The following is a 27,000-nucleotide window of genomic DNA, read 5'->3' as shown; positions in this document are numbered from 1 at the left end:
CGTGGGCCGAGGGTCAGGACGCGGCGGTGCGGAACAGATGCGGCACCGTGTCGAGCCGGGCGAAGTCGGCGCTGATCTCCCCCGCGGTGTGCAGGAGGAGGGGTAGGTGCTCCTCGAGTAGGCGGTCCACCGGGGTCTCGGCAGCGTGCGTGTTGACGTTGATGCTCGCGACGACCCGGCCGGTGCCGTCGCGCAGGGGCGCGGCCACCGACCGGATGCCCAGCGCGAGCTGCTCGTCGGTGAGCGCCCATCCCCGTGCCCGCACCTCGCGCAGCTCCGTGTCGCGCTGGGTGCGGTCGGGCTGCCAGCGCGGCGTGAGCCCCGATCGCGTGGGCTGCTCGAGCACCCGCTCGAGCTCGTCGGCGGGCAGCGCCGCGAGCAGCACCTTGCCCAGCGACGTGGGCAGCGCGGGAAACCGCGTGCCGATCTGCACCGACAGCCCCACGATCTTCGGCACCGCGACACGCGCCACGTAGACGATGTCCGAGCCGTCCAGCTGCGCGATCGAGCACGACTCCGCGGTGCGCGCGACCAGCTGCTCCATGTGCGGGCGCGCCACGTCCCACAAGCCGGTGGACCGGACGTAGGCGACCCCGAGCTCCAGCACGCGAGGAGTGAGCGTGAACCCGGCGTCGCCCGCCCGGACGTAGCCCAGCTCTTCCAACGTCAGCAGGATCCGGCGGGCCGTGGGGCGGGCGAGTCCGGTGGCCGTGGCCACCTCGGTGAGCGACATGGCGGGCCGGCCCGTGCGGAACGCCGCGATCACCTCGAGACCGCGGGCGAGCGCCTCGATGAAGTCCGGTCCGGTCCCAGCCCGCGGCATGACTCACTCCCCAGCTCGATGTGGCGTCCCGATAGCGTAACGAACGTCCGTTGTGCGGACGCAGCACACGATAGGTGCCAGATGGAGGGCCCCATCACGGCGGATTGACACCGCAACCACCGTCCGAGAAGGTGATCGGCAGCCCTCTGACGGCATACGGACAGGCGTCCGCAATTGCCACCCCGTTCGAAGGAGCGTCTGGAATGACGGACCCGCAGGATGTCGGCGCCGACCGCCCCGTGGTGCTGCGCGGCGGACTCGTCCTCACCCTCGACGACGCGCGCCGGGTGCTCCCGGACACGGACGTGCTGGTGATCGGCGACCGGATCGCCGCCGTCGGCCCCGGCCTGGAGGTGCCGGAGGGCACCACTGAGATCGACGCCCGCGACGGAATCGTCATGCCGGGCATGATCGACACCCATCGGCACATGTGGCAGACCGCAATGCGCGGCTACGGCGCCGACTGGACGCTCACGCAGTACTTCGTCTGGTACTACCTCGAGTCGGGGAAGCACTTCCGTCCGCAGGACGTCCGCGCGGGCAACCTGCTCGCCGCGATCGAGGCGATCGACGCCGGTGTCACCACCACCGTCGACTGGTCCCACGGCCTGCAGACCACCGACCACGCCGAGGCCGCCGTCGACGCCCTCCGGGCCGTTCCCGGCCGGTTCGTGCTCGCTTACGGCAACATCCAGCAGGCTCCGTGGGAGTGGGCCACCTCCTCCGACTTCCAGGCCTTCGCCCGCCGCCGGATCGACGCGGCCGACGACATGCTCGGCTTCCAGATCGCCTTCGACGTCACCGGTGACCCCGCCTTCCCGGAGAAGGCCGCCTACGAGGTGGCCCGCGAGCTCGGCGTGCCCGTCACCACGCACGCCGGAGTCTGGGGTGCCACCAACGACGACGGCATCCGCCTCGCGCACGAAGCCGGCTTCCTCGACGAGCGCAGCGTCTTCGTGCATGCCGCCACCCTGTCGGCCGACTCGTACCACCGCATCGCCGCCACCGGCGGATCGGTCTCCGTCTCCACCGAGAGCGAGCAGAGCGCCGGACAGGGCTACCCGCCCACGTGGGCCCTGCGCGCGCACGGCATCCCCGTGTCGTTGTCGATGGACACGAGCGTGTGGTGGAGCGGTGACCTGTTCTCCGCGATGCGCACCACGCTCGGCGCCGACCGCTCGCGGGAGCACTTCGAGGCGCACGCCAAGGGCGAGACCGTCACCCACGTCTCACTGCGCGCCCAGCACGTGGTCGAGTGGGCCACCCGGGGCGGAGCCCACGCCCTCGGCCGCGACAGCGAGCTCGGCAGCCTCGAGCCGGGCAAGAAGGCCGACGTCGTGCTGCTCAGGAACGACCGCTCGCCCGTGTCGTTCCCGGTGCTCAACCCCTACGGCCACGTCGCGTTCCAGGCTCAGCGCGGGGACGTGCACACCGTGCTCGTCAACGGGCGCATCGTGAAGCACGAGCACGAACTCGTGGGGGTCGACCTCGCCGCCGCCCGTCGTGAGGTGGAGGCCACCGTCGAGCACCTGCGGTCGGTGCTGGGCGAGGAGGCCTGGGAGAAGGGCATGAACCCCGACGTTCCCGAGACCACGATCCTCGACAACCCGTACACCTACACCGAGTACCACAGCGCCAGCACCCACGGACGCTGATCCCGGCGCAAAGATCGCCGCGAGATGCGGTTGCGCGCCCTCGTGAGGGCGGAAACCCGGATCTCGCGACGATCATGAGCGGCATCTCGATCAAGACGCCTACCGATCATGACCGCGCGGAGGCCACGTCGTAGCCTCCCGATCATGGAGCTGCTGCGGATGGCGTGCTGCGGCTCGTCCTGGGTCGGGGTCGAGCGAGCGCACTGCTGCAGGCGCACCGGTGGGTGCGGTCACGTCTTCGACACAGCGCAGCTGTGGGACGCCCACCGCCCCCAGGCCGGGTGCATCGACCCGCGTTCCCTCGACCTCGTGCAGACCAAGAACGGCATCTGGCTGGAGAGCACCGCCTCCTGACCGCGGGCCCCTGTGCCCGGGCCGCCGGCAACGGCCCGGGCGGAGAGGTCAGTGCATCGCCACCTGCACCGTCGTGCCCTCCACGGCAGGCTTGCGGCCGAAGAAGAACGAACCGGCGATCGCGATCACCGAGAGAACGGCGGCCACGACGAATGCGGTGTGCACCCCGCCCGCCGTCTGCTCGATCACGGTTGCCCCCTCGGCGGCCAGATCCGCCGACCGGACGCTGAGCACGCTCACCAGGAGAGCCACCCCGGCCGCACCCGCGAGCTGCTGGGTGGTGCCGACGATCGCGCTGCCGTAGGAGTACAGCCTCGGTGCCACGGCGCCGAGCCCGGCGGTGAAGAGCGGGGTGAAGCTGAGCGCCAGCCCCAGGCTGAGCAGCAGGTGGAAGCCCAGCACCAGCACGACGGGCGTGCCGATGCCGAAGAGCGTGGTGGACCAGAGCGCAGCGCTGGTGGCCACCGTGCCGGGCACGAGGAGGGCGCGAGCCCCGAAACGGTCGTACAGCCGGCCCACGACCGGGCCGAGCAGGCCCATCAGCAGCCCGCCCGGCAGCAGCAGCAGACCCGTGGCGAGAGGCGTGAGCATCAGCACGCTCTGCATGTAGATGGGCAGCAGGATGATGGCGCCGAAGAGGGTGCTCATCATCAGCATCGTCATCACGGTGGCGACGGTGAACGTGCGCGCCTTGAACGTGCGCAGGTCGAGCAGCGCGCGATCGGTGCGCTGCAGCACGATCTGTCGGGCGACGAAGAGCACCAGCCCGGCGATGCCGACGGCGAACGACACCCACACGGACGGAGACACGCCCGCGGCCGACTCGCCGATCGTGCTCAGCCCGTAGACCAGACCACCGAAGCCCAGCACGGAGAGCACCACCGAGCCCACGTCGATCGGTGTGTTGCTGCGCTCTCCCACGTCGGAGATCCGCTGCAGACCCAGCACAAGCACGACGAGCGCGATCGGCAGGACGAGCCAGAACATGAAGCGCCAGCCGAGGACGCCGAGCACGAGCCCCGAAACGGTGGGGCCGATCGCCGGCGCGACCGAGATGACGATCGAGATGTTGCCCATCAGAGCGCCTCGGCGTGCCGGGGGCACGAGCGTCATCACGGTGGTCATCAGCAGCGGGAGCATGATCGCGGTGCCGCCGGCCTGAACCACCCGCGCAACCATCAGGACCGCGAATCCCGGCGCCAGCGCGGCGATGAGTGTGCCGGTGCTGAACAGGGACATGGCGACGCCGTACAGCAGCCGCGTGGGCACGCGGCGGATGAGGAAACCGGTGACCGGGATGACCACGGACATCGTGAGGAGGAATCCGGCGGTGAGCCACTGGCCCACGCTGGCCTCGACCTGCAGGTCGGTGAGCAGGACCGGCAGAGCGACGCTCATGATCGTCTCGTTGAGGATGACCACGAACGTCGAGACGAGCAGCACGGCGATCACCGTGCGATCCCGCGGGCTGAGCCGGCCAGGTCTGTCGGGAGTGGACGCCGACGGATCGAGGACGTCGGATGGGTTGGTCACGATCTTCCTTCTGGGAGCGGGAGGCGCATGACCCGGGCGATCTGCGCCCGGATCATCTGGTTCCAATCTATGAGCTAGGACCGACAGGAAGCGTCGGGTTAATCGCCCGGCGAACCGAGATCGGCGGTTCCAGGGAGCGCCACTGCCGCCCGGTGCATCCCGCCGACCACTGAGAGCAGGCGCAGAGCACCTGGTCAGCCGCGAGATGCCAGCCGTGAGCCGAGCGTACGGGAGATCGACATCACAGACTTCCGTACGACCACTTCGCACCGGATCAGCGGAATGCGGTTACTCCACCCGGTTCTCTCCACCGTGCGCGATCGCAACCCCCCGTGAGGCGCCCACCTGCTCGGCCGGGCCGGAGTGGAGCCTGCCGCCTGCTGCTGCCCGAGAGAAAATGGGGGGAAGTTCTGCTTCATACCCCCTGACGAGTGATGCGCTCCTCGGCGCAGAATGATCGAAATGCCGTCCGACGCCCGGACGGCGCTGCGCAAAAGGGAGTACCGCGTGTCCCAGCGGTGGGCGGTCGTCATCGCGACCCTGGCGATCTTCGGCTGGGCGGCGGTGTCGGTCGCGATGCTGCTGCACCGCCCCGACTCCCCGGTGCGCGCCCGCACCCGTGCCGCCCTCGCGACCCTGACCGCCGTAGTCGGGGTCGGTGCGCTCGTCACGGTCTGGACGCTCACGACATCCCCGCAGCCCGGCCCCCAGGCCGCTGCGGCCCGGCCGGCGAACGAGCCCGTGCCGTCGCATACCACCGCCGCCCCGGCTCCGTCGACCACGCCGGCCCCGCCGGCGTTCGCGCCCGCGCCACCTCCGCCGCCTGCCCTCTCGCCGCCGGTGCGCTGGGCGTCCCCCACCGCCGATCTGGCTCCGAGCGAGCGATCCGCGCCCTCACCCGCTCCCGCGCCGCCGCGGGCCGACGCACTGGCCGCGGCCCCCGCCGCTGCCCCACTACCTCCGGTCGCACCCACACCTGCCGTGGCACGCCCCGAGCGGGTCGACCCGCCGGCCGCGGCACCGGCCCCGCCGTACTCACCCGAGCCACGACCGCGGCCGCACTCGCCCGCCCCGGCGCCGCCCCGCCCATGGCCGCCTCCGGCCCCACAGCACCCGCATTCACCACGCCCGGAGCCACCGCATCAGGGCCCGCCACGCCCGGCTCCACCGCATCCCGAGCCATCACGACCGGCACCCCCGAGAACGTCGACGCGCCCGCCTGCCCCGCCGACTCCGCCCCCGACCACCAGGCCGCCGATCACGACCCCGCCGTCGTCCTCGACCGGCACCCCGGCTCCCCCGACCACCACTTCCGCGCCCCGCCCGACCACCACCCGACCGACCACGCCACCCCCCTCGGCCCCACCCACCGCAGCCCCACCCACCTCGGCCCCACCCACCGGCACGACACCGGCCACGACGAGTCCGGCCACCTCACCGCCGCCACCTCACCCCACCCCGGCCCGGCCGCACCTCGACTGACAGGCCCGGCGGCCTGCACCACCAGGCCCCATCGGGCACGCTCAGCGGGCGATCCCGGCCGCACGTCGACCGGATCCGGCGGGCCCGTCCGCACAACGATGAGCCCGCGCCTACCCGCGCATCGACGGCCCGGGGCCGGGCCGGCGCCTCAGGCCCCTTCGACCAGCTGACGGCGCAGCTGTGCCAAGGTCGAGCTCAGCAACCTCGAGACGTGCATCTGGGAGATCCCCGTCCGCTTCGCGATCTCGGTCTGGGTCATGTTGCCGTAGAACCGCAGCAGGACGATCTTGCGGTCGCGCTCAGGCAGCCTGTCGAGCAGGGGCGTGAGGGACTCTCGGTTGTCGACGAGGTCCAGCTCCGGATCGACATCGCCGACCGTGTCGGCGATGGGGCCTGCGTCGTCGTTGTACCGCGTCTCGTCGAGGGAGGACGGGCGGGTCTCGTAGGCGGCCTGTAGCGCCTGGATCACCGTCTCCAGGCTGACGCCCAGGCGGAGCGCGAGCTCTCTCGGCGTCGCGGCGCGGCCCATCTTCTGGCTCATCTCGTCCGCGGCCTGATACACCCGGACCTGCAGCTCCCTGATCGGGCGCGGCACCCGGATCGTGGAGGTGCGATCCCGGTAGTGACGTTGCACCTCGCCGTTGATGGTGGGGATCGCGAACGACAGGAAGTCGACGCCGCGAGCGGGATCGAACCGGTCGACGGCGTTGATCAGCCCGATCGTCGCGACCTGCTCGAGGTCGTCGAGGTTCTCGCCCCGGTAGTGATGCCTGCGGGCGACGTTGTGCGCCACCGGCAGGTACCCCTTGATCAGCTCGGTCCGCAGGATCTGCTGCCGCGGATCGTCAGCGGGCAGACGCACCCGCTCGACGAACAGGGGCGCCAAGCGCGCGTAGTCGTCGTCACGGCGTCTCGGGCCGCCGGCGCCCCGTTCCGCGGCCCGCGGCCGGGGAATCGCCGGTGCGAGCGCCTCGGCCACCGAGTCGTACGGCTCCAGAACCGCGGAGGCCCCGGTGACGCGGAGGATCCGCCGCACCACCGGGGGGCCGCCGGCCAGCCGGAACGAGACACCGTCCGCGCCGGCCCTGAGCTGCCCCTTGCAGAGGACCGCGACGCCCGCCGCGCTCATGAACCGGACACGGTCGAGATCCACGACGACCGACCGGGACCCCGCACGGCGGGCGTCCGCCAGCGCGGCGGTGACGACGTCGTCGAGCAGGTCGACCGTGGCGAGGTCGAGGTCTCCGTCGGGGCGCAGCACGAGCGCTCCGCGGCGCGGCACGTCCATTCCGATCGTGAGGGCGTTCCCCTGCCGGATCGCCCGCGGCTCGTCCTCGGACACCGCAACGCATTCGGGAAGCTCCGCCCAACCGCGCAGCAGGGCAGCCAGATCACCGACCACGGCGCCCGGGACGACGCGAAGCCTCGTGCGCTCCGTGCAGGCCTGCCGGGCGGCCCGCACCAGGGCCTCGAGGCCGCCGCAGTCGAAGAACGCGACGCCTCGGAGATCGACGACGAGGCTATCGGCTCCCACTGCGAGCCCGACGGCCAGCGCCGCCGAGAACTGCGCCGCAGTGGATAGATCCACCTCGCCCTGGATCAGCAGACGTGTCTCGTGCCCGTGCCGCCCGACCGTCACCTCCAGCGAAGGCCGCGCATTCGACTTCGGTGTGGGCGGAGCGGCTCCATCGGCAGGCGACGCGGCGGAGGACAAGCCGGATGACATGGCAATGGCCCTTCCGGTCGGCACACGGCAGCGGTTGCCCCACAGCCGGACCGTACGTCATCAGTCTACGGCCGACCCTCCTCGCCGGGCCTGCTCCCGGACGCAGGAGAGGGCGATGCCGGACGGCGCACGGAAACGTCGCAGCTCGCGGTATCGGGGATCCACGGCGTAACGGTGATCACCACGCATGCACACCCGCCTGGATGTCGCCACCGGTCCCCGCAGGTCACGGCCGAGCGGCATCCGGGCCGGCCCCGCGACGACGCCGCGAAGGACCACAGCCGGCACCGGCGCGGACGAACATGCGGTCGGGGACGTCACTGCTGTTCCCGCGGCTCCGGGGCCTGCGGCCTGCTCACCTCGGTGGCCTGCGATCCCGCTGTCTTCGTGGCCTGCTCCTCGTGAGCATCCGTGGTCGAGCCCTTCGACATCGCGTTGATCGTGAGCCACGCGGCGGCGGCGGCGAGGATGGCTGCCGGAACGGCGTCATGGAAGCCGATGCCCACGAAGAGCGCGCCGAACAGCGCCGGGGAGAACAGCAGCCGCGTCGCGGCGGCCATACCGGCCGCCGCTCCGATCGCCACGGCGACGGTCGGCGACCGGTCGAACAGCAGTGCCGGGATCATCGCGGCCGCGATACCGATGAAGATCGGGGGGAACACAGGTCCACCACGGAAACCGCACCCCAGGCAGATGGCATAGCCGATCGCCTTCGCGACCATGAGTATCGCCAGTATCGGCACGGAGGTCGCCACGGCCAATCCGGGCAAGGAGGCCTGCCCGGAGAAGAGCACGTCCTGCGAGTCACCGCCGAGAGCACGGACGATCATGGCCAGCGCGCCCACACACAGCGCACCCAGGAACAACGGGACCGCGATCCTCCCCTCCGATCGCGCCGCGACTCCCAGCGCCAGCCGGCGAGACGCTCCCACCACAGTCGCGACCACCACGCCCACGATGACGGCGATCACGAGATCCACGATGTGGGTCTCCTGGTAGGCGGGCAGCCCGGGCACCGAGAGCACCGTGGTCCCCAGCCCGCCCCAGTTCCCCAGCCCGACGAAGATGAGGTAGCCGATAGCGGCCGCGACCAGGCCGGGCAGCAGCGCAGGGATCAGCGCCGCACCCGCTGCGATGCCGACCTCGACCAGAAGGAAGCTCGCGACGAGCGGCCCGCCGAAGAGCGCCGAGACCGCCGAGAACGCCCCCGCCATCGTGAGCAGCTGGGCCTGTTTCGGGTTCACGCGAGCCAGCCGGGCCACCACCGCGCCGACGGCGGATCCCAGGGCGATGAGCGGCGCTTCCGGGCCGAGTACGGCCCCGAAGACGAGGGTGCCGAAGGCCGCGAGCGCAACGCTCGGCACGGCGCGCAGGGGCTGGCCCGCGACGCTCAACCCCTGGAGCGGCGGGTGCCCGCCGTCGCCCGGAAGCAGCTTCCGGGCCGCCACCACCAGCGCAGCGCCCACGAGCGGCAATCCCATCACCAGAAACCACGGCGGCATGGACTCACCGAGCGCGGCGGGCAGCTCGTTCCAGAGGCCGTGCTCGACGGTGTGGACCAGCGCCAGGAACCCCGCCGCGACCAACACGGCGGGCACACCGACCAGCGCGCCGAGCAGTACGAGCCGCAGGTACTCGCGAGAGCTGGGGACCGCCGTGTCCATCGTCATCGTCGCGTTTCCCCTCGCCGGGCCGCTGCCGTAGCCCCGTCGTCGCGCCAGGACCTGCGCCAGGGAACGATCACGGCGGCGCCTGCGGCACGGGGCGCGCCGAGACGACGGTGAGCCCGAGGGCCCGCAGTTGCGCCACGATGCCGTGCAGGTGCGACTCGTCGATCACCGTGCCGGAGATGACCGTCTGTGCCGGGACCTCCTCGATCCGCATGTCGCAGAAGGCGTCGCGGCCCCATTCCGGTAGCAGGCCCTCCACCCGGAACTCGTAGTCCATCGACATCTCGCGGTGCTCTCTCGGTCGGTGCTCTCGGTGGAAGCTCTGTCGACCCGCACGACCCGCAAGGGGTGGGCCGCGCGGGCAGTGTCGAAGTGTCGATGTCCGGCGGCTCCGGTGGACCACCCGGCGGGGGTGACTGTCGCCGCGGACGCGCCCGGCACCCGGCTTCCTCGCCTTTCCGGCGGCCGGAACCATGCTTCGTCACCGGGCCCCCACACCATTCGCCAACTGGTTTCGGTTGCGCCGTCACTCACTCGGCCGCAACATTCTCCGAACGGCAGACACCGAGCTGACGTGGTGTTTGCGCTCGCGGTGACAGCGCTGGTCCCCCCGTTCCCGGAAACGGCTTCGCGCACCTTCGTGGCTGGTCCGCGGGCTGGACGGCCGGTGTTCGCGCTCTTAAAGTGACGCCACCAATCGCGTCCCGGTCCCCGACGCGCCGGCAGGGCTTCCCGCCCCCGCGCGTAATGGCGGAAACCCTCCGGATCCGTGCACCGTCCCCGATCACGGGCGGGAGGGGGTGTGATGGTCCACGTGCCGCGGTCGAAGACCACGCCCCCGGTGCCGCCGCCGGAATTCGTGGCGCGTCCGGCGCTCTCCGGCATCCTCCAATGCGGCATCGAACGCCCGCTCACCCTGGTGTGCGCCCCGCCCGGTTACGGCAAGACGCTGGTGCTCGCGGACTGGGTCCGAGGCAGCGACGTGCCCACCGCCTGGCTCGCGCTCGACGAGGAGGATGACGACCCGCGCAGGCTGTGGGGCGGTGTGCTCGCCGCACTGCGCTCCTGCCCTGCTGTCCCCCCGTCGAGCCGGTTGTGCCGTCTGGCCCCTTCCCACACGACCGTCGGGCTGGACTTCCTCGACGATCTCCTCGACGGCCTCGACACCCTGCCCGTACCTGTCCAGATCGTCCTCGACGGCACTCACCACCTGCGCGCACCGGACGTCCGGCACGGGCTGCAGGCGCTCGCGCGCGCCACACACCCCGGCTTGCGGCTGGTGCTCGCAGGCCGGGCGGATCCCGCGCTGCCGGTGGCGCGCCTCCGGCTCGAGGAGCGGCTGTGCGAGCTACGCACGGAGCAGCTGAGGTTCTCGCCCGACGAGGCCGTGGCGCTGCTCGCGCGGTGCCGGCTGCGCCTGACGCCGGCGCAGGCCGCGCTGCTGCACGCGCGTACCGGTGGGTGGGCGACGGGCCTGCGGCTCGCTGCACTCGCACTGCGCGGGCACGCCGATCCCGACGCGTTTCTCGCCGCGTTCTCCGGGGACGCGCAGCCGATGGCCGAGTACCTGGTCGGCGAGGTGCTCTCGCGGATCCCGGAGGACGAACGGGAGCTGCTGCGCCGGACGAGCATCTGCGACGTACTGCCGGCCGAGCTCGCCATCGAGCTGTCCGGACGGGACGACGCCCCCGCGGTCCTCGATCGTCTCGAGCAGGACACGGGCCTCGTCGTCAGGACCGGCGGTCAGGGAGTGGATCCGAACGGCGGATACCGCACGCAGGAACTGCTGCGCTCCTACCTGCTCGCCGACCTGGAGCGGCGCACTCCGGGCGCGGGCGCTGCGCTGCACGGCCGCGCCGCCGAGTGGTCGGCGGGTCACGGCAGGCCGTCGGTGGCCCTCCGGCACGCCGTCGACGCCGGTGACACCGGCCGCATCGCCCGCCTGCTGCAGCACTCGGCCGCGGAGCTGGCGGCGCGCGGGGAACACACAGTGCTGCGCCGTGCGCTCGATGCGGCGGGCACCGCGGCCGAGGACACCGGCGCGGATCCGTGGGCGGCGCTGGTCCCCGCGCTGCTGCACCTCGGGCACGGCGATCGCGTTGCAGCCCGGGCCGCGCTGCGTCGTTCGCGGAAGCAACCCGACGACGGCGGCCAGGTCGCCGCCGACCTGGCGATCCTCCACCGCGCGGCGGAGCGGCTCGCCGGGATCGGTCCCGTTCCCGCGACGGACGAGCCCACTCCGGCCGACCCCGTTCTGGCGGCATGGGCGCTCGCCGGCCGGGCGGTCGCATACCTCACCACCGGAGCGGTCCTGGCCGGGCAGGCGGAGCTGGAGGCGTCGCTGCAGCTCGCCCGGGACCGGCGACTCCATCTGCTCGAGGTGCACTGCCTCACCCTGATCGGGGTGTCGGCGTGGGTGCTGGGCGACCTGGCGGCCGCCGAGGCCGCCGCCACCGATGCCGTCGACAGCGAAGCGGTGGCCCGGCACGGGGAGTGCTCGGCGTGGGCCACGGCGGCACAGGCGGTGCGTGCGCACGCGGCAGTGCTGCGGGCGCGGCCCACCATCGCCCTGCAGGCCATCACCGACGGCCTGCTCGCGGCTCCTGCCGACATCGACCCGGTGGTCCGGTTCGCGATGCGCAGTGCGCGGGGCGCCGCGCTCGCCGACACCGGCGACCGGACCGCGGGGTTGATGGAGCTGCAGCACGCCCGCACCGAGCTCGGCGAGGACCCGGTCCCGGCTGCCCTCGCCGCGGCTGCCGCGCTCCTCGAACACCGTGCCGCACTCCAGCTCGGCCACGCGACGGCCGCGCTCACCACCGCGGGGTGGCTGGCGGCTCGAAGCCCCGCGTGCGGGGAGCTCGCCATCATGCGTGCCTGGTCGGAGGCGGCCTCGGGAACGGGCACGGCCGCACCACACGTGATGCGGAGCGCGGTCGAGCCGGTGCTGGACGGGGGGATCCCGTCCCTGCTGCCGTACACGATCGTCGAGGCATGGCTGGTCGTGGCCCGGGCGGCGATCGCGACGGACGAGCGGGCCGCCGCCCGGCACGCGGTGCAGACGGCACTCGAGCTCGCCGAGCCGCAGGACGCGCTGCGCCCCTTCGCCCTGGTCGGCCCGGAGCTGCGCGCGGTGCTCGTCGACCAGCTCGGCGGGACGGAGGACAGCGACGCCTTCGCGGTGCGCGCCCTCGCCGCCGGCCGCGACACGGCACCACATCCAGCGGCCGAACTGAGCGCGCGCGAGCGCGAGGTGCTGGCCCGGCTGCCGTCCCTGCACAACCTCGACGAGATCGCCGACGATCTCGACGTCTCGCTCAACACCATCAAGAGCCACGTCCGCGCGATCTACGGCAAGCTCGGTGTGAGCAGCCGCCGTACTGCCGTCCTCACCGCCCACGAACAGGGCCTGCTCACGTGATCGGACACTCGCCGACCGACACGACCCGACGCGCCCGCGGCCATGCGGCGCGGATCCCGGGCGGCAAGACCACGGTGCCCGAACTGCCGGGCGAGTTCGTGCCCCGGCCCGCGCTGCTCGACCGGCTCGACGCGGCCGGCGCCGCGCAGGTGGTCGTGGTGAGCGCCCCCGCCGGATACGGCAAGACGCTCCTGCTCGCCGACTGGGTGCGCAGCCGCGCGCTCCCCGACACCGCCTGGGTGTCGGTCGACGCCGACGACGACGATCCGGGCCGTTTCTGGTCGGCGGTGCTCACCGCGCTCGCCGGCCTCCCGTCGATGCCTGCGGACAGCGCCGTGCGGCGCGCGGTCCGGGGCAGCGGTCCCGGCCACGAGATCCCGGACGGCGACGTGCTCTCCTGGCTGGCCGAGGCCCTCGACGTCCTCGACCCGCCGGTCCGACTGGTCCTCGACGACCTGCAGGAGCTCACCGCGCCGCGGCCGCTGCGCGAGCTCGCCCGGCTCGTCGCCCGCCGCCCCGCGGGGCTTCGCCTGGTGCTGTCGAGCCGGGTGGACCCACCGCTCGCACTGCCGCGGCTGCGGCAGGAGGGGCGGCTGCACGAGATCCGCGCCGAGCAGCTGCGGTTCGACGTGACGGACACGGTGACGCTGTTGCAGAGTGCCGGCCTGGACCTCGATCCGGTCGAGGTGGCGCTCCTGCACGCGCGCACCGACGGCTGGGTGGCGGCCCTGCGGCTCGCTGCCCTGGCCCTGCGGCGCAGCGAGGATCCCGCGGCGTTCCTGCTGCAGTTCTCCGGCGACGAGCGGTCCATCGCCGACTACCTGACCGGCGAGATCCTCTCCGGTCTGGCCGACGACGCCCAGGACTTCCTACGGGCGGTCAGCGTGTGCTCCGTGCTGCCGACCGCACTGGCCATCGCGCTGTCGGACCGGCCGGACGCCGGACGCCTGCTCGACGAGATGGGGCGGGAGACGGCGCTCGTCGAGCGGGCCGGGCCGGGTGAACACCGCATTCACGCCCTGCTCCGGTCCTACCTGCGAGCCAACCTGCATCGACACCGGCCCGGTCTGCACCAGCGGCTGCAGACGGTGGCGGCCTGCTGGTGGGCCGAACGCGGCGAACACGTCCACGCGCTCCGCCACGCGGAACGCGCCGGCGACGAGAAACAGCTCGCCCAACTGCTCCGCTCGGCGGTGCCGTTGCTCGCGAGCGCCGACCTGACACCGCTGCGCCGCGCGCTGACCGCCGTCGGCCCGACCGCCCGGGCAGCCGACCCCTGGCTCGCCCTGGTCTCGGCGATCGCCCACCTGGAGGAACGCGCGTTCGCGGCCGCCGCCGTCGATCTGCAGCACGCCCGGCTGACCTGGCCCGCAACGCCGGATCGCGAGCTCGAGGTCCTGCGCAGCACCGCCGAGCTCCTCGCGCCGCCCGGCATCCCCACCCACGACGTGGCCACGCCGCCGCCCGTGGCCGGCGAGGGGTCGCCCGACGTCCGGCCGGAGCTCACGGCGCTGCTGCACCTCAGCCGTGCAGCGGCCGAGCTGTCCCCGGACGGCCACGGCGACCTCGACGTCGCGGTTGCCGAGCTGGAGGAGTGCACGACCCTCGCGACGACGCACGGCCTCGGCCGGGTCGAGGTGCAGAGCAGCACGCTCGCCGCGGCCGTGGCGGCGCTCCGGCGCGACCACCGAGGAATGGTGGCAGCGGCCGGGAAGGCGGCCGCGGCGGCGCTGCGCCACAGCCTCCACCCGTCCCGCTGGTCCGCCTGCGCCACCGGGATGCTCGCCTACGCCGACCTGCTCCAGGGCGACCCTGCCGGGGCACGGGCCCGTGTCGAGACAGCCCTCACGGCGCCGGACCCGATCACGCCGGAGGCCGCGTTCGCCTTGCGCAGCGTGCACGGCGCCGCCCTCGCCGACGACGGGGAACGCGACCGCGGAGCCGCCGAGATGCGGTCCGCACGGCGTGAGCTGGGCGGCGCACCGGCACCGCGGGTGCTCTGCGCCGCGCTGGGCGTCCTCGAGCACCGGACGACGCTGCTGCAGGGCAACACCCCGGTCGCCGCTGAGATCCAGCGCTGGCTCGAATCCCGCATCGGCCCGACCGGCGAGGTGCTGCTGCTGCAGGCCTGGACCGACGTGATCACCGGCCGGCACGAGGTCGCACGGGCCGTCGTCGACCCGGTTCGCGCCTCCGCCGTGCCCGTCCTGCTCCCGCACACAATGCTCGAGATCCACCTGCTCGACGTCGAGGCGGCGCTGGAGAGCGGCGACGACGCCGAGGCCCGCGGGGCACTCGATGCCGCCTTCGCCGCGGCCGGCACGATCGGGGTCGTCCGGCCCTTCGCCCTCGCCGGGCCACGGACCCGTCAGTTGCTGGCCGACCGTCGCAGGCCGACCGGATCACCGGAGCTCGAAGCGCGGCTCGCCACGCTGGCGGTGTGCGCCGAACCGGCCGCCGTGCTCAGCGAACGCGAGCTCGTGGTGCTCGCGCTGCTGCCGTCGCTGCGCGGCGCCGGTGAGATCGCATCGGAGCTGACCGTCTCGGTGAACACCGTCAAGAGCCACATCCGCTCGATCTACGCCAAGCTCGGGGTCTCCACCCGGCGTGAGGCGGTGCAGCGGGCGTCGGAGCGCGGGCTTCTGCCCTGACGGGGAATCACCTGCGCCGGGGGAGGACGCGGCGCACGGACGAGACGATCGTTGTCGCGGTTCGGGCTCTCGCCGGCGAATCGGCGGTGCGAGTGGAAGGAGGCCTGCCGTGGCGGGACGACGCTACGAGTTCCGCCTGGCGGGGCGGTTGTCGGAGCGCGCCCGGGACGCCTTCGCCGGGATGGACGTGGTGGAAGTGCCGGCGCAGACCGTCCTCACCGGCACGGTCGACGACGCGGAGATGCACTCCGTGTTGGCGCTGATCCAGTCACTCGGCCTGCAGGTGGTGTCGATGCAGCGGCTCGACGCCAATCGGGCGGACGAGCCCCGGGACGTGGAGCGGCCGGGATAGCGCCCGCGTGGTCCTTCACCCCGGCGGGGTGATGCCCGCGCGGCCCGCGGTCCGCAGAGTCGCCGCGACGCTCGCTCACGAGGAGGGCCCACATGGCGACGCTGACGGTGTGGAAGTTCGACACGGCGGACGGTGCGCAGAACGCACTCACCACACTCGAACGGCTGCAGAAGCAGGAGCTGATCCACGTGGTGGACGCGGCGGTGGTGACCTGGCCCGCCGACCGGAAGAAGCCGCGGACGCAGCAGTTGCACAACCTCACCGGCGCAGGCGCGCTCGGCGGCAGCTTCTGGGGTCTGTTGTTCGGCCTCATCTTCTTCGTGCCGCTGCTCGGCCTTGCCGTCGGTGCCGCCGTGGGGGCGTTGGCCGGTTCCCTCACCGACGTGGGCATCGACGACGACTTCATCAAGAAGGTGCGCGACAAGGTCACTCCCGGAACGTCCGCCCTGTTCGCGATGACCCAGGACGCCGTCACGGACCGTGTAGTCGACGCCTTCCGTGGCACCCGTGCCGAACTCGTCAGCACGAACCTGACGGCCGACCAGGAGGCGAAGCTCCGGGAGGCCTTCTCCGAGACGGACCCCGAGAAGGTCTGATTCGGCCCCCGCTCACCTGCCGCCGGCGAACGCGCCACGGGTAGTCCGGCTCACCCCTCACGGATGAGGGGTGAGCCCTGCGGGCGAGACACGATCCCAGCGAAACGCACGCGGAGGAGGAGTTTCGATGTCCACATCGCCTGATGCCACTCCCACCAGCTCTACCGGCAGCAGCACGACCGGGAGCGGGACCACCGGCAGCAGCACGACCGGCACCGGCACTACCGACACGACAACCCGTTACGACGACACGACCGGTACCGGAACGCCCTGGAAGACCGGACTTCTCGTCTTCGCCGGCACGATCATGATCGTCGGGGGCATCTTCCAGTTCCTGGCCGGGCTCGTGGCGCTGTTCCGCAACGAGGTCTACGTCGTCGGCCTGAACTACGTGTACTCCTTCGACGTCACGACCTGGGGCTGGATTCATCTGATCATCGGCATCGTCGTCGCCCTCGCCGGTGCCGCGGTGCTCACCGGCAAGGTCTGGGGGCGCGTCGTCGGTGTCGGGCTGGCCGTGATCAGCATGCTGTCGAACTTCATGTTCATCCCGTACTACCCGCTCTGGTCGCTCCTGATCATCGCCCTCGACGTCTTCGTGATCTGGGCGCTGTGCTCGGCCCCCCGCGACGCCGTCGCCGTCTGACGCACCGCTGCCCACCCCCAGGTCTCGGCATCGAGGCCGTCGACATCGAGGCCCACCTCACCGTTCCTCTGGAGGAGTGATGGTCGTCGAGTTCCTCCTGACCGCGCTGCTACCACCGTCGATCATCGCGGGGGTGCTCGCGCTGGAGCGGGTCGAGGAGCGCCTCGGCGGCAGACCCGGCCGTGACGCCGGGGGGTCATCCGACACGACCCCCTCCATCGGGCCCGCTACAACGCGGACGGACTGAACCGCCCGGGGACGGTCGTGCCGAGCGGGAGTGACGGGACGCACCAGTACCGCCGCGCTGTCGCGGTGAGCCTGCTGCGGTCGGTCCTGACGACGACGTTCCTGGTCGCCGTCTACTACCTCGCTCCGCTGCGCATGACACTCGACCTGCGTACCTGGCTCCGCTTCGCGCTCGTGCTCCTGCTGCTCGCCGCGCTCGCCGTGCGGCAGGTGCAGGCCGTGCTCGTGTCCGACACCCCGCGGGTGCGCGCGATCGAGGCCGCCGCGACCGGCCTGCCGATCTTCATCCTCTTGTTCTCCACGATCTACCTGGTGATCGCGAACAACCAGCCCGGCAGCTTCTCCGAGACGCTGGACCGGACCGACGCGCTCTACTTCACGGTCACCGTCTTCACGACCGTCGGGTTCGGGGACATCGTGCCGCGCACCGAGGCCGCCAGGATCGTCACGACCCTCCAGATGATCATGGGGCTGATCCTGGTCGGGCTCGTCGCGCGGATGCTGCTGAGTGCCGTGCAGGTAGCGGTGCGCCGGCGGGAGCGGGGTGACCCGGGCGCCGCGCCGCCCTCCGAGTGATCGGCGTCAGACGTCCGCCGAGACGAGCGGGCTCCCGTTGGTGCTCTCCACGACGACCATCGACACCTTGGCGGGGTCCATCAGCGCCGCACCGTCCAGCGTGACTCCCATGGTCGCGGCCCTCGCCGACACGAGCCAGCCCCCGGCCGTCTCCCGGTCGCCGTTGCGGCCGATCACGACCAGGTGACACGCCTGACCCGCCGGGATTCCGCTCACGGCCGCGTTGAGCCGCACCCAGCCGGGCGCCGGGACGAGGCGCACCGTCAGGCGGGCCCCGGTGCCCGGGTCCTGCGCGGTGATGAAGCGGGTGCCGGGCCTCATGGGAGCCGGGGAGGGCGCCCCGGGAGCCGCGGAGGCCATCTGCGGGGAGTCCGCCGTATTCCAGCCGACCAGTACGCCGATGCACAGCGCGGCAGCGGCGACGACCGCCGCTGCCGCCGAGGCCCACTTCGTGCGGCGGCTGGTCGTGCCCGACTCCTCACTCCGGACCTCACGTAGCGTCCGCTGTAGCAGCAGATCCGCGTCGTCGGGGGGCCCGTCCAGCACAGCCTCCATGGGGACCGAGGCGAGGAGCCGCTGCACCTCGCGTAGCGACCGCACCTCCTCCCGGCAGCCGGGACACCGGGCGAGGTGCTCCTCGACGACGCGAGCCTTCTCCGGATCGAGCTCGCCGATGACATAGCCGTCGATGTCAGCGTGATTGTCCGACAACCTCATCAGGCCGCTCCTTCCATGCCCGTCGGGCGCTTCGGGAAGAGGTCGCGAAGCGCGCGCAGCGCGTAGTAGGAGCGCGACTTCACCGTGCCGCTCGGGATGCCGAGCACCTCGGCCGTCTCCCCCACGGTCCGTCCTTGCAGGTACATCTGCACGAGCACATCGCGGTGCTCGCTGGACAGTCGCTCCAGCGCGTCCAGCACGACGATGTGGTCCACCACCTGCTCCGCGTGGTCACGCTCGACCGGCACGGTGTTCTGGGTCTCCGCAACCTCGGGTGGCCGTGCGTTCCGCGCGCGGGCCCGGTCGATGACGATGTTGCGGATCACGGTGAGGAGCCAACCCCGCACCGACCCTTTGCTGTTGATCAGGCTGTCCGGGCTGCGCCACGCCCGCAGCATCGCTTCCTGCACGACGTCCTCTGCGGCAGCACGGTCGTTCGTGAGCCGCGTGGCGTAACCGAGCATGGCCTTCCCGTGCTCGTTGAACAACGAGCGGATGAGCGCCTCGTCCGCCATGTTCCGGCGGTCACGGGCTTTCGGCCCCGCCATCCCCCCACCACCTTCCCCCGCGATGCGGTCCCCTCGAGTCGTGCCTGAACGAGGCGCGGCGACGGCAGGCCACGCGGCTTGCCGGCCGGCCTGTCGATCACGAACACCCACTTCGCCGCACGCCGAGCACCCAGCGGCACACGGGATGCGACTCCACCCAATGAGGCCCCGGCCTCTGGACGCACCTGTGGAACGGAAGGGCTCCCCCGATCACCCCTGCGAGCACAGGACGTCCCCCGAAGGCAGTGGAACGAGCGCATCCGACTGCTCCTCCGCCCGGCCGGTAGCGGCCGATGCGGGCATGACGACAGGCGCGATCACGGCCGGCACCGCTTCCTGCGAGCGGCAGCCGAGTCATGGACGCCTTCATCGTTTCATCGCCCTTCGCGCATTGCCCCGATGCGAACGGGACGGGGAGCTGTGGAGCGCATCGCCTGAGATGACGGGCGACGCAGCGAAATGGTTCACCGTCTTTCCGCGGTGACTGCGTCTACCGGCCCGTGACAGGGCGACAGGAGCCCTCTCGGCGCTACTCGAAAGGGACATGTCGGGCGTATTCCGGCGACTTCCGGCAGAAGTCGGTGGCAACACTCACGCCGTGCACTGCTGTCCTGAGTTGATGCACGAGACCACCCTGTCCATCAAAGAGTCGGGCATCACATCGATGTAGTCGCCGTGATCGCTGATCGGACTGTGCAGTTCCTCGGGGAAACTGTCGATCGTGTAGTCGGAGCCCGGCGTGACCGTGTAGGCGATCTCCATGCGCAGCTGGGGCACGGGGAACGTGTCGGACGGGCAGGCACCGGCCGCATCCGCGAACTGCAGATGCGCCCGGTGGTTCGGGCTGTCGGTGGTGCGGCCGTTCCAGCAGCTCGGGAAGTCGAAGATCCGCACCACCTGCTGGCCCGGCGGGCAGCGCGGGTACTGCCGCGTGATGCGGTCCCTGGCTCCCGAACAGGTCCACTGCACGTGCTCGGAGTTGGCGCCGCCCTGGCTGAATCCGTGGGGGTTGCCGGTGCTCGCCCGCAGGAACTCCGGCATCGGCACCACGGAGCTCACCGGGCTGCCGCGGTACTCGAGCAGCACCGAGTCCGGCACGAGGATGCGGCCCATGTTGTGGTCGGCCGAGTTGTCCAACCTGGCCGCATCGTCCGGACCGGGCTCGCGCAGCACCGGCCAGTAGTAGGTCGACCTGTCGTCGTCGGGGCAGGTCGTCGCCGCTGCGGCCAGGCTCTGGTCGGTGGACAACGCGTTGGTGGAGACATTGCCTACGTAGTCGTGGAAGTGATGTGCTCCGCCGGGGACCCCGGGGTCGGCGACCACATTGTCCGAGTTGTGGATTCCCTGCAGGTTGCGACCGCAGTCGATACGCCAGGTGCCCGTCGAGCCGCCCACCTGCACTGCAGGCGCGGACGGCGCGACGGGAACCTGGGCGATGTCGACGTAGTCGGCAGGCGGCGCACCGGAGTCATCCATTCCGCCGGAATTGCCCGATGCGCTGCAGGCGGCCAGGACAACCACCGCCACGAAAACCACAAAGATGTGGATGAAGCTCCCGGGCGATGAACTCCATGCCTCGATTCCGCGCACACTCGTATTGTCGCAGAGTCACCGAGCTACGGTCCGCGCACACTCTCGGTCACCAATTGACCCATGATATGGACGCCGACCACAATGATTCACGGCGGCCGATCTCGCCCGCGCGTCGCGTTTCCTCCGAGAAATTCACCCGTACCTCACTGATTCCGGCAAAGTTCCCGACGTAGGCGCCGGACTGCGTCCCAGGCCCGGTGCCGTCGAACACGGCCCGGTTCGGCACCGGGCAGAGCGGACGACGTCCGGCAGGATCATGAGGACGAGATGTCGGCCCGACGTCGCGCCGACCGCCATCGCACGACCAACGAGACAGGTGATCGCATGCTCGCCGGCAGACTCAACGTGGCGACCGGGGCCTTCGAGATCGAGGAGCTTCCGGTACCCGACCCGAGGGCCGGCCAGGTGCGGATCGCAGTGAAAGCGGCCGGGGTCTGCCTCTCCGACGTTCACCTCATCGAAGGCATGCTCAACCCGGCCCACCTCGCCGGCGACTCCGTGACGCTCGGACACGAGGTGTCCGGCGTGATCGACGAGCTCGGCCCGGGGGTGACCCGCTGGCAGCCCGGTCAGCGGGTGCTGCTGCTCGCCGGGGAGCTGGACGCCGCCGGCCGGGTTCTGACCAGGGGCGTCGACTACGACGGCGGGTGGGCCGAGTACACCCTCGCGTCGCAGTCGACCCTCGTCGCCATTCCCGATGACCTGCCGTTCGAGCAGGCCGCGATCATCCCCGACGCCGTGTCCACGCCGTGGGCCGCAGTGACCGCGACGGCCGGGACCAGGCCGGCGCAGGCCGTGGGTGTCTGGGGTAGCGGTGGTCTCGGCGCTCACGCCGTCCAGTTGCTGCGCATGATCGGAGCGGCGCCGATCATCGCCGTCGACCCGTTGCCCGCCGCCCGCGACCGCGCTCTCGAGTTCGGCGCCGACCTCGCCCTCGATCCGGACGACCCGGACCTCGCGGAACGCGTGTTCGCGGAGTCCGGGGGCCTCGCCGTGGCGTTCGACTTCGCCGGCGTGCCCGCTGTTCGCGAGCAGGCGGTCGGGTGCCTGGCGCCTCAGGGCAAGCTCGTCCTCGTCGGGCTCACGGACCAGCCCTTGACGATCACGGGCGGCACCCGCTTCAGCTACCTCCAGCAGCAGGTACTCGGCCACTACGGCTCGCTTGCCGTGCACATCGAGGAGCTCGTCGCCCTCATCCGCCGTAGGCGGCTCGATTTCTCCCGCTCGGTCAGCGGCGTGCTCCCCCTCGCGAGCGCCGCCGACGCCGTCGACCGGCTGGCCCACAAGAAGGGCAACCCGATCCGGCTGATCCTGCGGCCCTGATCGTCGTCCGGATCAGGGCCGCAGTCGCCACCGTCGTCAGATCGCCCCGCCGTTCACGTAGATCGTCTGGCCGTTGATCCAGCGGGCGGGTCCGGCGAGGGAGGAGATGACCTCGGCGATGTCGGCCGGCGTGCCCAGCCGCTCGATGGGGTTGGCCTTGGCGGCCCGGTCGATCGTCTCCTGGTCCTTGCCCTCGAAGTACAGGTCCGACGCGATGGGGCCCGGAGCTACCGCGTTGACGGTGATGTTCCGTCCGCGAAGCTCCCTCGCCAGGATGAGGCTGACCGCGTCGACGGCGCCCTTGCTGGCGGCGTAGGCCGCGTACGTCGGCAGGGCGAGCTTCTTGACCGTGGTCGAGAAGTTGATGATCGCGCCGCCGCTGCGCACCCGGCGGGCCGCCTGCTGGTTCACCACGAACGTGCCACGGATGTTGGTGCGATGCATCCGGTCCAGCGCGTCGAGGTCGAACTCGGCCACCGGGCCCAGGATCATGATGCCCGCGGCGTTGACCACGACGTCGACGCCCCCGAACTCCTGTTCCGCCACGTCGAACGCGGCGGACACGGCGTGCTCGTCGGCGACGTCGGCCTGCACGGCCACCGCCTGCGCCCCGGTGGCGACGATTGCGCCGATCGTCTCTTCGGCCGCGTCCTTGTTGCCGGCGTAGACCGCGACAACGGCCATGCCGTCGGCGGCCAGCCGCTCGGCGGTCGCACGGCCGATGCCACGCGTTCCGCCCGTGACGATCGCGACGCGGCTTGGGGCCGAAGTGGTCATCTCTGTACTCCTGTCGTGCAGTTCTTGGCTAACGCTTGAACGCTAGCACTGATACGATAGCGGTCGTAATGGGCTAGTGTTAGCACCGTTAACGTTTGGGAACGGGACGGTAACTTCGCCACATGTCCACCGAAACCGACATCTCAGCCGCGCCCACCACGCGGGATCGCATCCTGCGTGCCGCGGCAGCCCTGCTCGAGCGCGAAGGCCGCGACGCGGTGTCGACGCGTGCGGTGGGCACGGCCGCGGGTGTCCAGGCACCCACGCTCTACCGCCTCTTCGGCGACAAGGCCGGTCTCCTCCAGGCGGTCGCCGCGTACGGGTTCGAGTCCTACCTCGTGCAGAAGAACGGTCTCGACGAGTCCGACGATCCGGTGGCCGACCTACGACGAGGCTGGGACATGCATGTCCAGTTCGGGCTGTCCCGGCCCGCGTTCTACACGCTCATGTACGCCGACTCCGCCCCCTGCCCCGCCGCACGGGAGGCGGAGGCCGTGCTGCTGCGCATGGTCTCCCGGGTGGCCGCGGCCGGCCGGCTCCGCTACAGCGTCGACCGGGCCGCCCGGCTCATCCACGCCACCGCCATGGGCCTGGTCCTCTCGCTCATCGCCACCCCCGAGGACGAGCGCGACCTCGAACTGCTGACCATCGCGCGGGAGAACGTGCTGCGCGAGATCACCAGCGACGACGTGCCGGACCCCCGGGCGGCATCCGAACCCGGCGACGCCACCCGCACACGGGCCGTCGCCCTCAAGGCAGCGCTGCGCTCCGAGCCCACGGCGGCACTCAGCGCGGCGGAGCAGGCGCTGCTCGGCGAGTGGCTCGACCGGATCGCCGACGGACCCCACTGAGCCACCCGGGCCGGCGTTGCAGAACGGCTCAGAAGTTGCCGCGACGGGCCTGCTCACGCTCGATCGCCTCGAACAGCGCCTGGAAATTGCCCTTGCCGAATCCGAGCGACCCGTGCCGCTCGATGAGCTCGAAGAACACCGTGGGCCGGTCGCCGAGGGGCTTCGTGAAGATCTGCAGCAGGTAGCCGTCCTCATCGCGGTCGACGAGGATGCCGCGCGACTGCAGTTCCTCGATCGGCACCCGCACCTCGCCGATGCGCGCCCGCAGCGTGGGGTCGATGTAGTACGAGTCCGGCGTCGCCAAGAACTCGACGCCCTTGGCCCGCAGCACGTCCACCGTGGTCAGGATGTCGTTCGTCGCCAGTGCCAGGTGCTGGGCGCCGGGCCCGCCGTAGAACTCGAGGTACTCGTCGATCTGCGAGCGCTTCTTTCCTGCCGCGGGTTCGTTGAGCGGGAACTTCACGCGGTGGTTGCCGCTCGCCACCACCTTGCTCATCAGGGCGGAGTACTCGGTCGCGATGTCGTCGCCCACGAACTCGGCCATGTTCGTGAAACCCATGACGCGGTTGTAGAACTCCACCCACCGATCCATGCGCCCCAGCTCGACGTTGCCGACCACGTGATCGAGCGCCTGGAAGAGACGCTTCGGTTCGCCCGCGGGCTTGACGTAGCCGGAGCGGCGGGCGACGTATCCCGGCAGGTACGGGCCGGTGTAGCGGGACCGGTCGACGAGGCTGTGGCGAGTCTCGCCGTAGGTGGCGATCGCGGCGATCCGCACCGTGCCGTGCTCGTCGGTGACGTCGTGCGGCTCCTCCAGCACCTGCGCACCCTCGCTGCGGGCGTGGGCGATGCAGCGATCGACGTCGGGCACCTCGAGGGCGACGTCGACGATGCCGTCGCCGTGGCGGCGGTGGTGGTCGTGCAGCGGGCTCGCGGGGTCCACCCCACCCGTGAGGACGAAGCGGACCGCTCCGGAACGCAGCACGTAGGCGTGATGGTCGCGATTGCCGGTCTCGGGACCGGAGTACGCGACGAGTTCCATGCCGAAGACGAGCTGGTAGTACAGCGCCGCCTGCGTGGCGTTGCCGACTGCCCACACCACCGCATCCCAGCCGGTGACCGGGAAGGGATCGCCCTCCGGGTCGTACTCGACCAGCCCCACCAGCTGGCGCAGCTGCTGCAGGTCCAGCTCGGCCGAGCGCTCCTGGTCGGTGAGCGTGTGCCCAATACTCATGGCCGCATGACACCGCGACTGTCCGTTCTGGGCAAGAGCGGCGGATTCAGGTGGCAGCAATGCCAGATGGGCGAGACGATCCGGGTATCTGCTGTGCATATCGACCAGATGGGGCGGGACGATGACAGCACCGCTCACGCTCGACGCGCTCGACGTCGACCTGCTCCGCGCGCTGCACGACAGCCCGCGGGCGGGGGTCCTGGAGCTGGCGCGGACGCTGGGCGTCGCACGTGGCACGGTGGCGGCCCGGCTGGAGCGCCTGGAACGCGGCGGTGTGATCACCGGGTACGGCCCCGACGTCGACGTCGTCGCCGCCGGATATCCCGTGCAGGCGTTCGTCACCCTGGAGATCGCGCAGGGCGCCCTCGACGACGTCGCCGCCGAGCTCACCGCGCTGCCGGCAGTGCTGGAGGCGTACGCGACGACCGGCACGTCCGACGTGCTGTGCCGGCTCGCGGCGTCGTCCCACGAGGATCTGCAGGACACGTTGCTACAGCTGAACCGTTCGCCCACCGTGTCGCGCTCGACGAGCGTGGTGGTGCTGTCGGTGGTGGTGGCCCCCCGCACGCTGCAACTGCTCGAGAACCACCCTCGCACGGCCCCACGACGAGCCCCGGCATACCGCGACACACGGTGAGTGCTCACGGTCCGCCTCGTCACTCGGTGGCCGGAAGGATCGCCACGTCGTACGGGGTGATGGCCTTGTCGGCCGTCACGATGGTGAGCCCCTCCACACGGGCCTGGGCCACGAGCATGGAATCGAACGGATCCCTGTGATGCAGGGGCAGATCGCGCAAGGCGCCGCCGTGGCGAATTGTGAACGGGAGCTCCGTGAAACCGTTGCGCTCCATCTGCTCACGCAGGTCGGGAGGCACGGCCAACTTGCCGACCGCACGTTTGATCTCGATCTCCGCCGCGGTCAGGGCAGAGACGTATACGTCCGACTCCGGATCGCCGATCGCTGCCAGCGCTCCAGGACCGAGCTGAGGAACCGCGAACAGCCACCACAGCAGGGCGTGCGTGTCGAGAAGGAGCCTCACCGGCTGTCGTCCACCTCTGGAAAGACCGGACCGTCCTCCACGAGATCGATGAGTTCCTCGTCGGGCTCGTTGAAGTCGTCGGCGATCCAGCCCTGACCCTTCCAGGCCCCGGGCACTCGCGGCGAACGCTGACGTCGGGCCGGCACGAGCCGCGCGACGGGACGTCCGTTGCGGGCGATGACGATCTCCTCACCCGCCTCGACGCGCTCCAGCAACCGCGACAGATGGGTCTTCGCCTCGTAGACGTTGACCTGCTCATTCACCAGGAAATGGTAGCTGACCAAGTCTGGTCAGGCCATCACGCCTCTCCAATCGACGCGCGCGGCTCCCCCGCTCCTACGCTGGGAGTGTGGATCGAGTGGAGACGCGCGAGCTGAGCTATTTCGTCGCCGTGGCCGAGGAGCTGCATTTCGGGCGGGCCGCCGAGCGTCTCGGCATCGCGCAACCACCGTTGTCCCGGGCCATCAGCCGGCTCGAACGCCGGATGGGCGTGCAGCTCTTCGAGCGCACCAGCCGCCGGGTCACGCTCACGGCGGCCGGAGAGGTCTTCCTCGCCGAGAGCCGCAAGGCGCTGGACGCGGTGGACACCGCCGTGCTGCGAGCCCAGCAGAGCGGCCGCCCGGACCGGCTCGTGCTGGCGGTCCGGCCGGGCACCGACCCCGGCCTGCTCGCGGACGTGATCCGCGCCTACCGAAGGCAGCCCGGCGCCGCCGAGGTCGAGATCGTCCTCACCCGCGACCCGGTGCCGGCGGTGCGCAACGGCACCGCCGACATCGCGTTGATGTGCGGCCGGAACGACCTCGTCGGCCTGGATACGGTCGAGCTCACCGAGCAGAAGCCCGTCGCGCTGCTGCCGGCCGACCATCCCCTGACCGCGCTCCCCGCCGTCACGACCGCCGATCTCACGCGGGAGGCCGCGTACCGCGACGACTGGCCCATCGAGTCCCTCGACCAGATCGTCGACCGGGTGGCGCTGGGGGACGTGATCGTGGTGGTGGGGGCGAACGTCGCCGACCGACTCGGACGTTCTGTGCTCGCGGTTCCCGTTGTCGATCTGCCGCCCACCATGCTCGTGCTGGGCTGGCCGGTGGGCGCTCCGCGCGCCACGCGCGCCGCGTTCGTGCGCACGGCCAGGAGCATCGCGGCCGCGGCGGCACTCGACCGGGCCTCCTGACCGTGGACGCCC

26 protein-coding genes are annotated in these 27,000 nt (G+C 71.4%); 13 read left to right on the top strand and 13 right to left on the bottom strand.

All coding sequences use genetic code 11. The features are described from left to right. Positions 1-13 precede the first annotated feature (13 nt). Positions 14-823, bottom strand: a complete 810-nt coding sequence (locus ABD743_RS25440; RefSeq protein WP_344724723.1) for an IclR family transcriptional regulator domain-containing protein — start codon at positions 821-823, stop codon at positions 14-16. Positions 824-1,026: 203 nt separating this feature from the next. Here ABD743_RS25440 and ABD743_RS25435 point away from each other — a divergent pair, with 203 nt between their 5' ends. Then, positions 1,027-2,478 carry an amidohydrolase family protein gene (locus tag ABD743_RS25435; protein WP_344724722.1) on the top strand — a complete coding sequence of 484 codons (1,452 nt, stop codon included), beginning with the start codon at positions 1,027-1,029 and terminating at the stop codon, positions 2,476-2,478. Positions 2,479-2,622: 144 nt separating this feature from the next. Further along, entirely contained in the window at positions 2,623-2,832 is a 210-nt protein-coding gene (locus tag ABD743_RS25430; protein WP_241040768.1) for an FDXHR family putative zinc-binding protein, read from the top strand. Between the two features lie 48 nt (positions 2,833-2,880). Here the strand turns inward: ABD743_RS25430 and ABD743_RS25425 are convergent, their stop codons facing one another. The 5 genes from ABD743_RS25425 to ABD743_RS25405 form a co-directional block, all read right to left on the bottom strand. Further along, positions 2,881-4,365, bottom strand: a complete 1,485-nt coding sequence (locus ABD743_RS25425) for a DHA2 family efflux MFS transporter permease subunit (protein WP_344724721.1) — start codon at positions 4,363-4,365, stop codon at positions 2,881-2,883. Between the two features lie 1,142 nt (positions 4,366-5,507). Continuing rightward, a complete protein-coding gene (locus ABD743_RS25420; protein WP_344724720.1) occupies positions 5,508-5,798 on the bottom strand; it encodes a hypothetical protein in 291 nt (96 codons plus the stop codon). A gap of 197 nt (positions 5,799-5,995) precedes the next feature. Beyond that, on the bottom strand, positions 5,996-7,573 hold the full coding sequence (locus ABD743_RS25415) for a SigB/SigF/SigG family RNA polymerase sigma factor (RefSeq protein ID WP_344724719.1): 1,578 nt from the start codon (positions 7,571-7,573) through the stop codon (positions 5,996-5,998). Between the two features lie 317 nt (positions 7,574-7,890). Further along, positions 7,891-9,243, bottom strand: a complete 1,353-nt coding sequence (locus ABD743_RS25410) for a chloride channel protein (RefSeq protein WP_344724718.1) — start codon at positions 9,241-9,243, stop codon at positions 7,891-7,893. Between the two features lie 70 nt (positions 9,244-9,313). Continuing rightward, positions 9,314-9,526 carry a hypothetical protein gene (locus tag ABD743_RS25405; RefSeq protein ID WP_344724717.1) on the bottom strand — a complete coding sequence of 71 codons (213 nt, stop codon included), beginning with the start codon at positions 9,524-9,526 and terminating at the stop codon, positions 9,314-9,316. A gap of 522 nt (positions 9,527-10,048) precedes the next feature. Here ABD743_RS25405 and ABD743_RS25400 point away from each other — a divergent pair. The 7 genes from ABD743_RS25400 (at position 10,049) to ABD743_RS25370 (ending at position 17,731) form a co-directional block, all read left to right on the top strand. Beyond that, the gene (locus ABD743_RS25400) at positions 10,049-12,664 is read left to right on the top strand and encodes a winged helix-turn-helix domain-containing protein (protein ID WP_344724716.1); all 2,616 of its coding nucleotides are present in this window, start codon (positions 10,049-10,051) and stop codon (positions 12,662-12,664) included. Further along, positions 12,661-15,315, top strand: coding sequence for a winged helix-turn-helix domain-containing protein (locus ABD743_RS25395; protein WP_344724715.1), 2,655 nt, complete (start codon positions 12,661-12,663; stop codon positions 15,313-15,315). The genes ABD743_RS25400 and ABD743_RS25395 overlap by 4 nt, the downstream gene beginning before the upstream one ends. 109 nt (positions 15,316-15,424) lie before the next feature. Then, positions 15,425-15,667, top strand: a complete 243-nt coding sequence (locus tag ABD743_RS25390) for a hypothetical protein (protein WP_344724714.1) — start codon at positions 15,425-15,427, stop codon at positions 15,665-15,667. 92 nt (positions 15,668-15,759) lie between these two features. Further along, positions 15,760-16,263 carry a DUF1269 domain-containing protein gene (locus ABD743_RS25385; RefSeq protein WP_344724713.1) on the top strand — a complete coding sequence of 168 codons (504 nt, stop codon included), beginning with the start codon at positions 15,760-15,762 and terminating at the stop codon, positions 16,261-16,263. A 127-nt stretch (positions 16,264-16,390) separates the two neighbouring features. After that, the gene (locus tag ABD743_RS25380; protein ID WP_344724712.1) at positions 16,391-16,909 is read left to right on the top strand and encodes a DUF7144 family membrane protein; all 519 of its coding nucleotides are present in this window, start codon (positions 16,391-16,393) and stop codon (positions 16,907-16,909) included. Positions 16,910-16,988: 79 nt separating this feature from the next. Then, entirely contained in the window at positions 16,989-17,156 is a 168-nt protein-coding gene (locus ABD743_RS25375) for a hypothetical protein (RefSeq protein WP_344724711.1), read from the top strand. 17 nt (positions 17,157-17,173) lie between these two features. Next, positions 17,174-17,731, top strand: coding sequence for a potassium channel family protein (locus ABD743_RS25370; protein WP_344724710.1), 558 nt, complete (start codon positions 17,174-17,176; stop codon positions 17,729-17,731). 6 nt (positions 17,732-17,737) lie between these two features. Here the strand turns inward: ABD743_RS25370 and ABD743_RS25365 are convergent, their stop codons facing one another. The 3 genes from ABD743_RS25365 to ABD743_RS25355 all read right to left on the bottom strand — a co-directional run bounded on the left by ABD743_RS25365 (position 17,738) and on the right by ABD743_RS25355 (position 20,523). Next, positions 17,738-18,448 carry an anti-sigma factor family protein gene (locus ABD743_RS25365; protein WP_344724709.1) on the bottom strand — a complete coding sequence of 237 codons (711 nt, stop codon included), beginning with the start codon at positions 18,446-18,448 and terminating at the stop codon, positions 17,738-17,740. Continuing rightward, positions 18,448-18,996, bottom strand: a complete 549-nt coding sequence (locus tag ABD743_RS25360; RefSeq protein ID WP_241040752.1) for a sigma-70 family RNA polymerase sigma factor — start codon at positions 18,994-18,996, stop codon at positions 18,448-18,450. The genes ABD743_RS25365 and ABD743_RS25360 overlap by 1 nt, the downstream gene beginning before the upstream one ends. 591 nt (positions 18,997-19,587) lie before the next feature. Continuing rightward, positions 19,588-20,523 carry a DUF1996 domain-containing protein gene (locus tag ABD743_RS25355; protein ID WP_344724708.1) on the bottom strand — a complete coding sequence of 312 codons (936 nt, stop codon included), beginning with the start codon at positions 20,521-20,523 and terminating at the stop codon, positions 19,588-19,590. Between the two features lie 390 nt (positions 20,524-20,913). On the opposite strand from ABD743_RS25355, the gene ABD743_RS25350 reads away from it, so the two are divergent. Continuing rightward, positions 20,914-21,912 carry a zinc-binding dehydrogenase gene (locus ABD743_RS25350; protein WP_344724707.1) on the top strand — a complete coding sequence of 333 codons (999 nt, stop codon included), beginning with the start codon at positions 20,914-20,916 and terminating at the stop codon, positions 21,910-21,912. A 36-nt stretch (positions 21,913-21,948) separates the two neighbouring features. Here the strand turns inward: ABD743_RS25350 and ABD743_RS25345 are convergent, their stop codons facing one another. After that, positions 21,949-22,689: an SDR family oxidoreductase gene (locus tag ABD743_RS25345; protein WP_344724706.1), complete on the bottom strand. Its 741-nt coding sequence runs from the start codon at positions 22,687-22,689 to the stop codon at positions 21,949-21,951. Positions 22,690-22,811: 122 nt separating this feature from the next. Here ABD743_RS25345 and ABD743_RS25340 point away from each other — a divergent pair, with 122 nt between their 5' ends. Next, complete coding sequence (locus tag ABD743_RS25340; protein WP_344724705.1) at positions 22,812-23,540, top strand: TetR/AcrR family transcriptional regulator; 729 nt, start codon at positions 22,812-22,814, stop codon at positions 23,538-23,540. 28 nt (positions 23,541-23,568) lie between these two features. Here the strand turns inward: ABD743_RS25340 and hppD are convergent, their stop codons facing one another. Next, positions 23,569-24,774: a 4-hydroxyphenylpyruvate dioxygenase gene (gene hppD, locus ABD743_RS25335; RefSeq protein ID WP_344724704.1), complete on the bottom strand. Its 1,206-nt coding sequence runs from the start codon at positions 24,772-24,774 to the stop codon at positions 23,569-23,571. Positions 24,775-24,895: 121 nt separating this feature from the next. Between hppD and ABD743_RS25330 the strand changes: the two genes are divergently transcribed. Further along, positions 24,896-25,411: an Lrp/AsnC family transcriptional regulator gene (locus tag ABD743_RS25330; protein ID WP_344724703.1), complete on the top strand. Its 516-nt coding sequence runs from the start codon at positions 24,896-24,898 to the stop codon at positions 25,409-25,411. A gap of 19 nt (positions 25,412-25,430) precedes the next feature. Here ABD743_RS25330 and ABD743_RS25325 read toward each other — a convergent pair whose 3' ends face one another. Together ABD743_RS25325 and ABD743_RS25320 are read right to left on the bottom strand one after the other, a co-directional pair. Beyond that, on the bottom strand, positions 25,431-25,814 hold the full coding sequence (locus tag ABD743_RS25325) for a type II toxin-antitoxin system VapC family toxin (protein WP_344724702.1): 384 nt from the start codon (positions 25,812-25,814) through the stop codon (positions 25,431-25,433). After that, positions 25,811-26,077, bottom strand: a complete 267-nt coding sequence (locus ABD743_RS25320; RefSeq protein WP_344724701.1) for a type II toxin-antitoxin system Phd/YefM family antitoxin — start codon at positions 26,075-26,077, stop codon at positions 25,811-25,813. Before ABD743_RS25320 ends, ABD743_RS25325 begins: the two co-directional genes overlap by 4 nt. An 86-nt stretch (positions 26,078-26,163) precedes the next feature. Between ABD743_RS25320 and ABD743_RS25315 the strand changes: the two genes are divergently transcribed. After that, positions 26,164-26,988, top strand: coding sequence for a LysR family transcriptional regulator (locus ABD743_RS25315; RefSeq protein WP_344724700.1), 825 nt, complete (start codon positions 26,164-26,166; stop codon positions 26,986-26,988). The last annotated feature ends 12 nt before the right edge of the window (positions 26,989-27,000 follow it).

The organism is Pseudonocardia yunnanensis (assembly GCF_039534065.1).
GTDB classification, from domain to species: Bacteria; Actinomycetota; Actinomycetes; order Mycobacteriales; family Pseudonocardiaceae; genus Pseudonocardia; species Pseudonocardia yunnanensis.
Note: the sequence above shows the minus strand (reverse complement) of the source record. Positions and strands in the feature narration are given on the sequence as shown.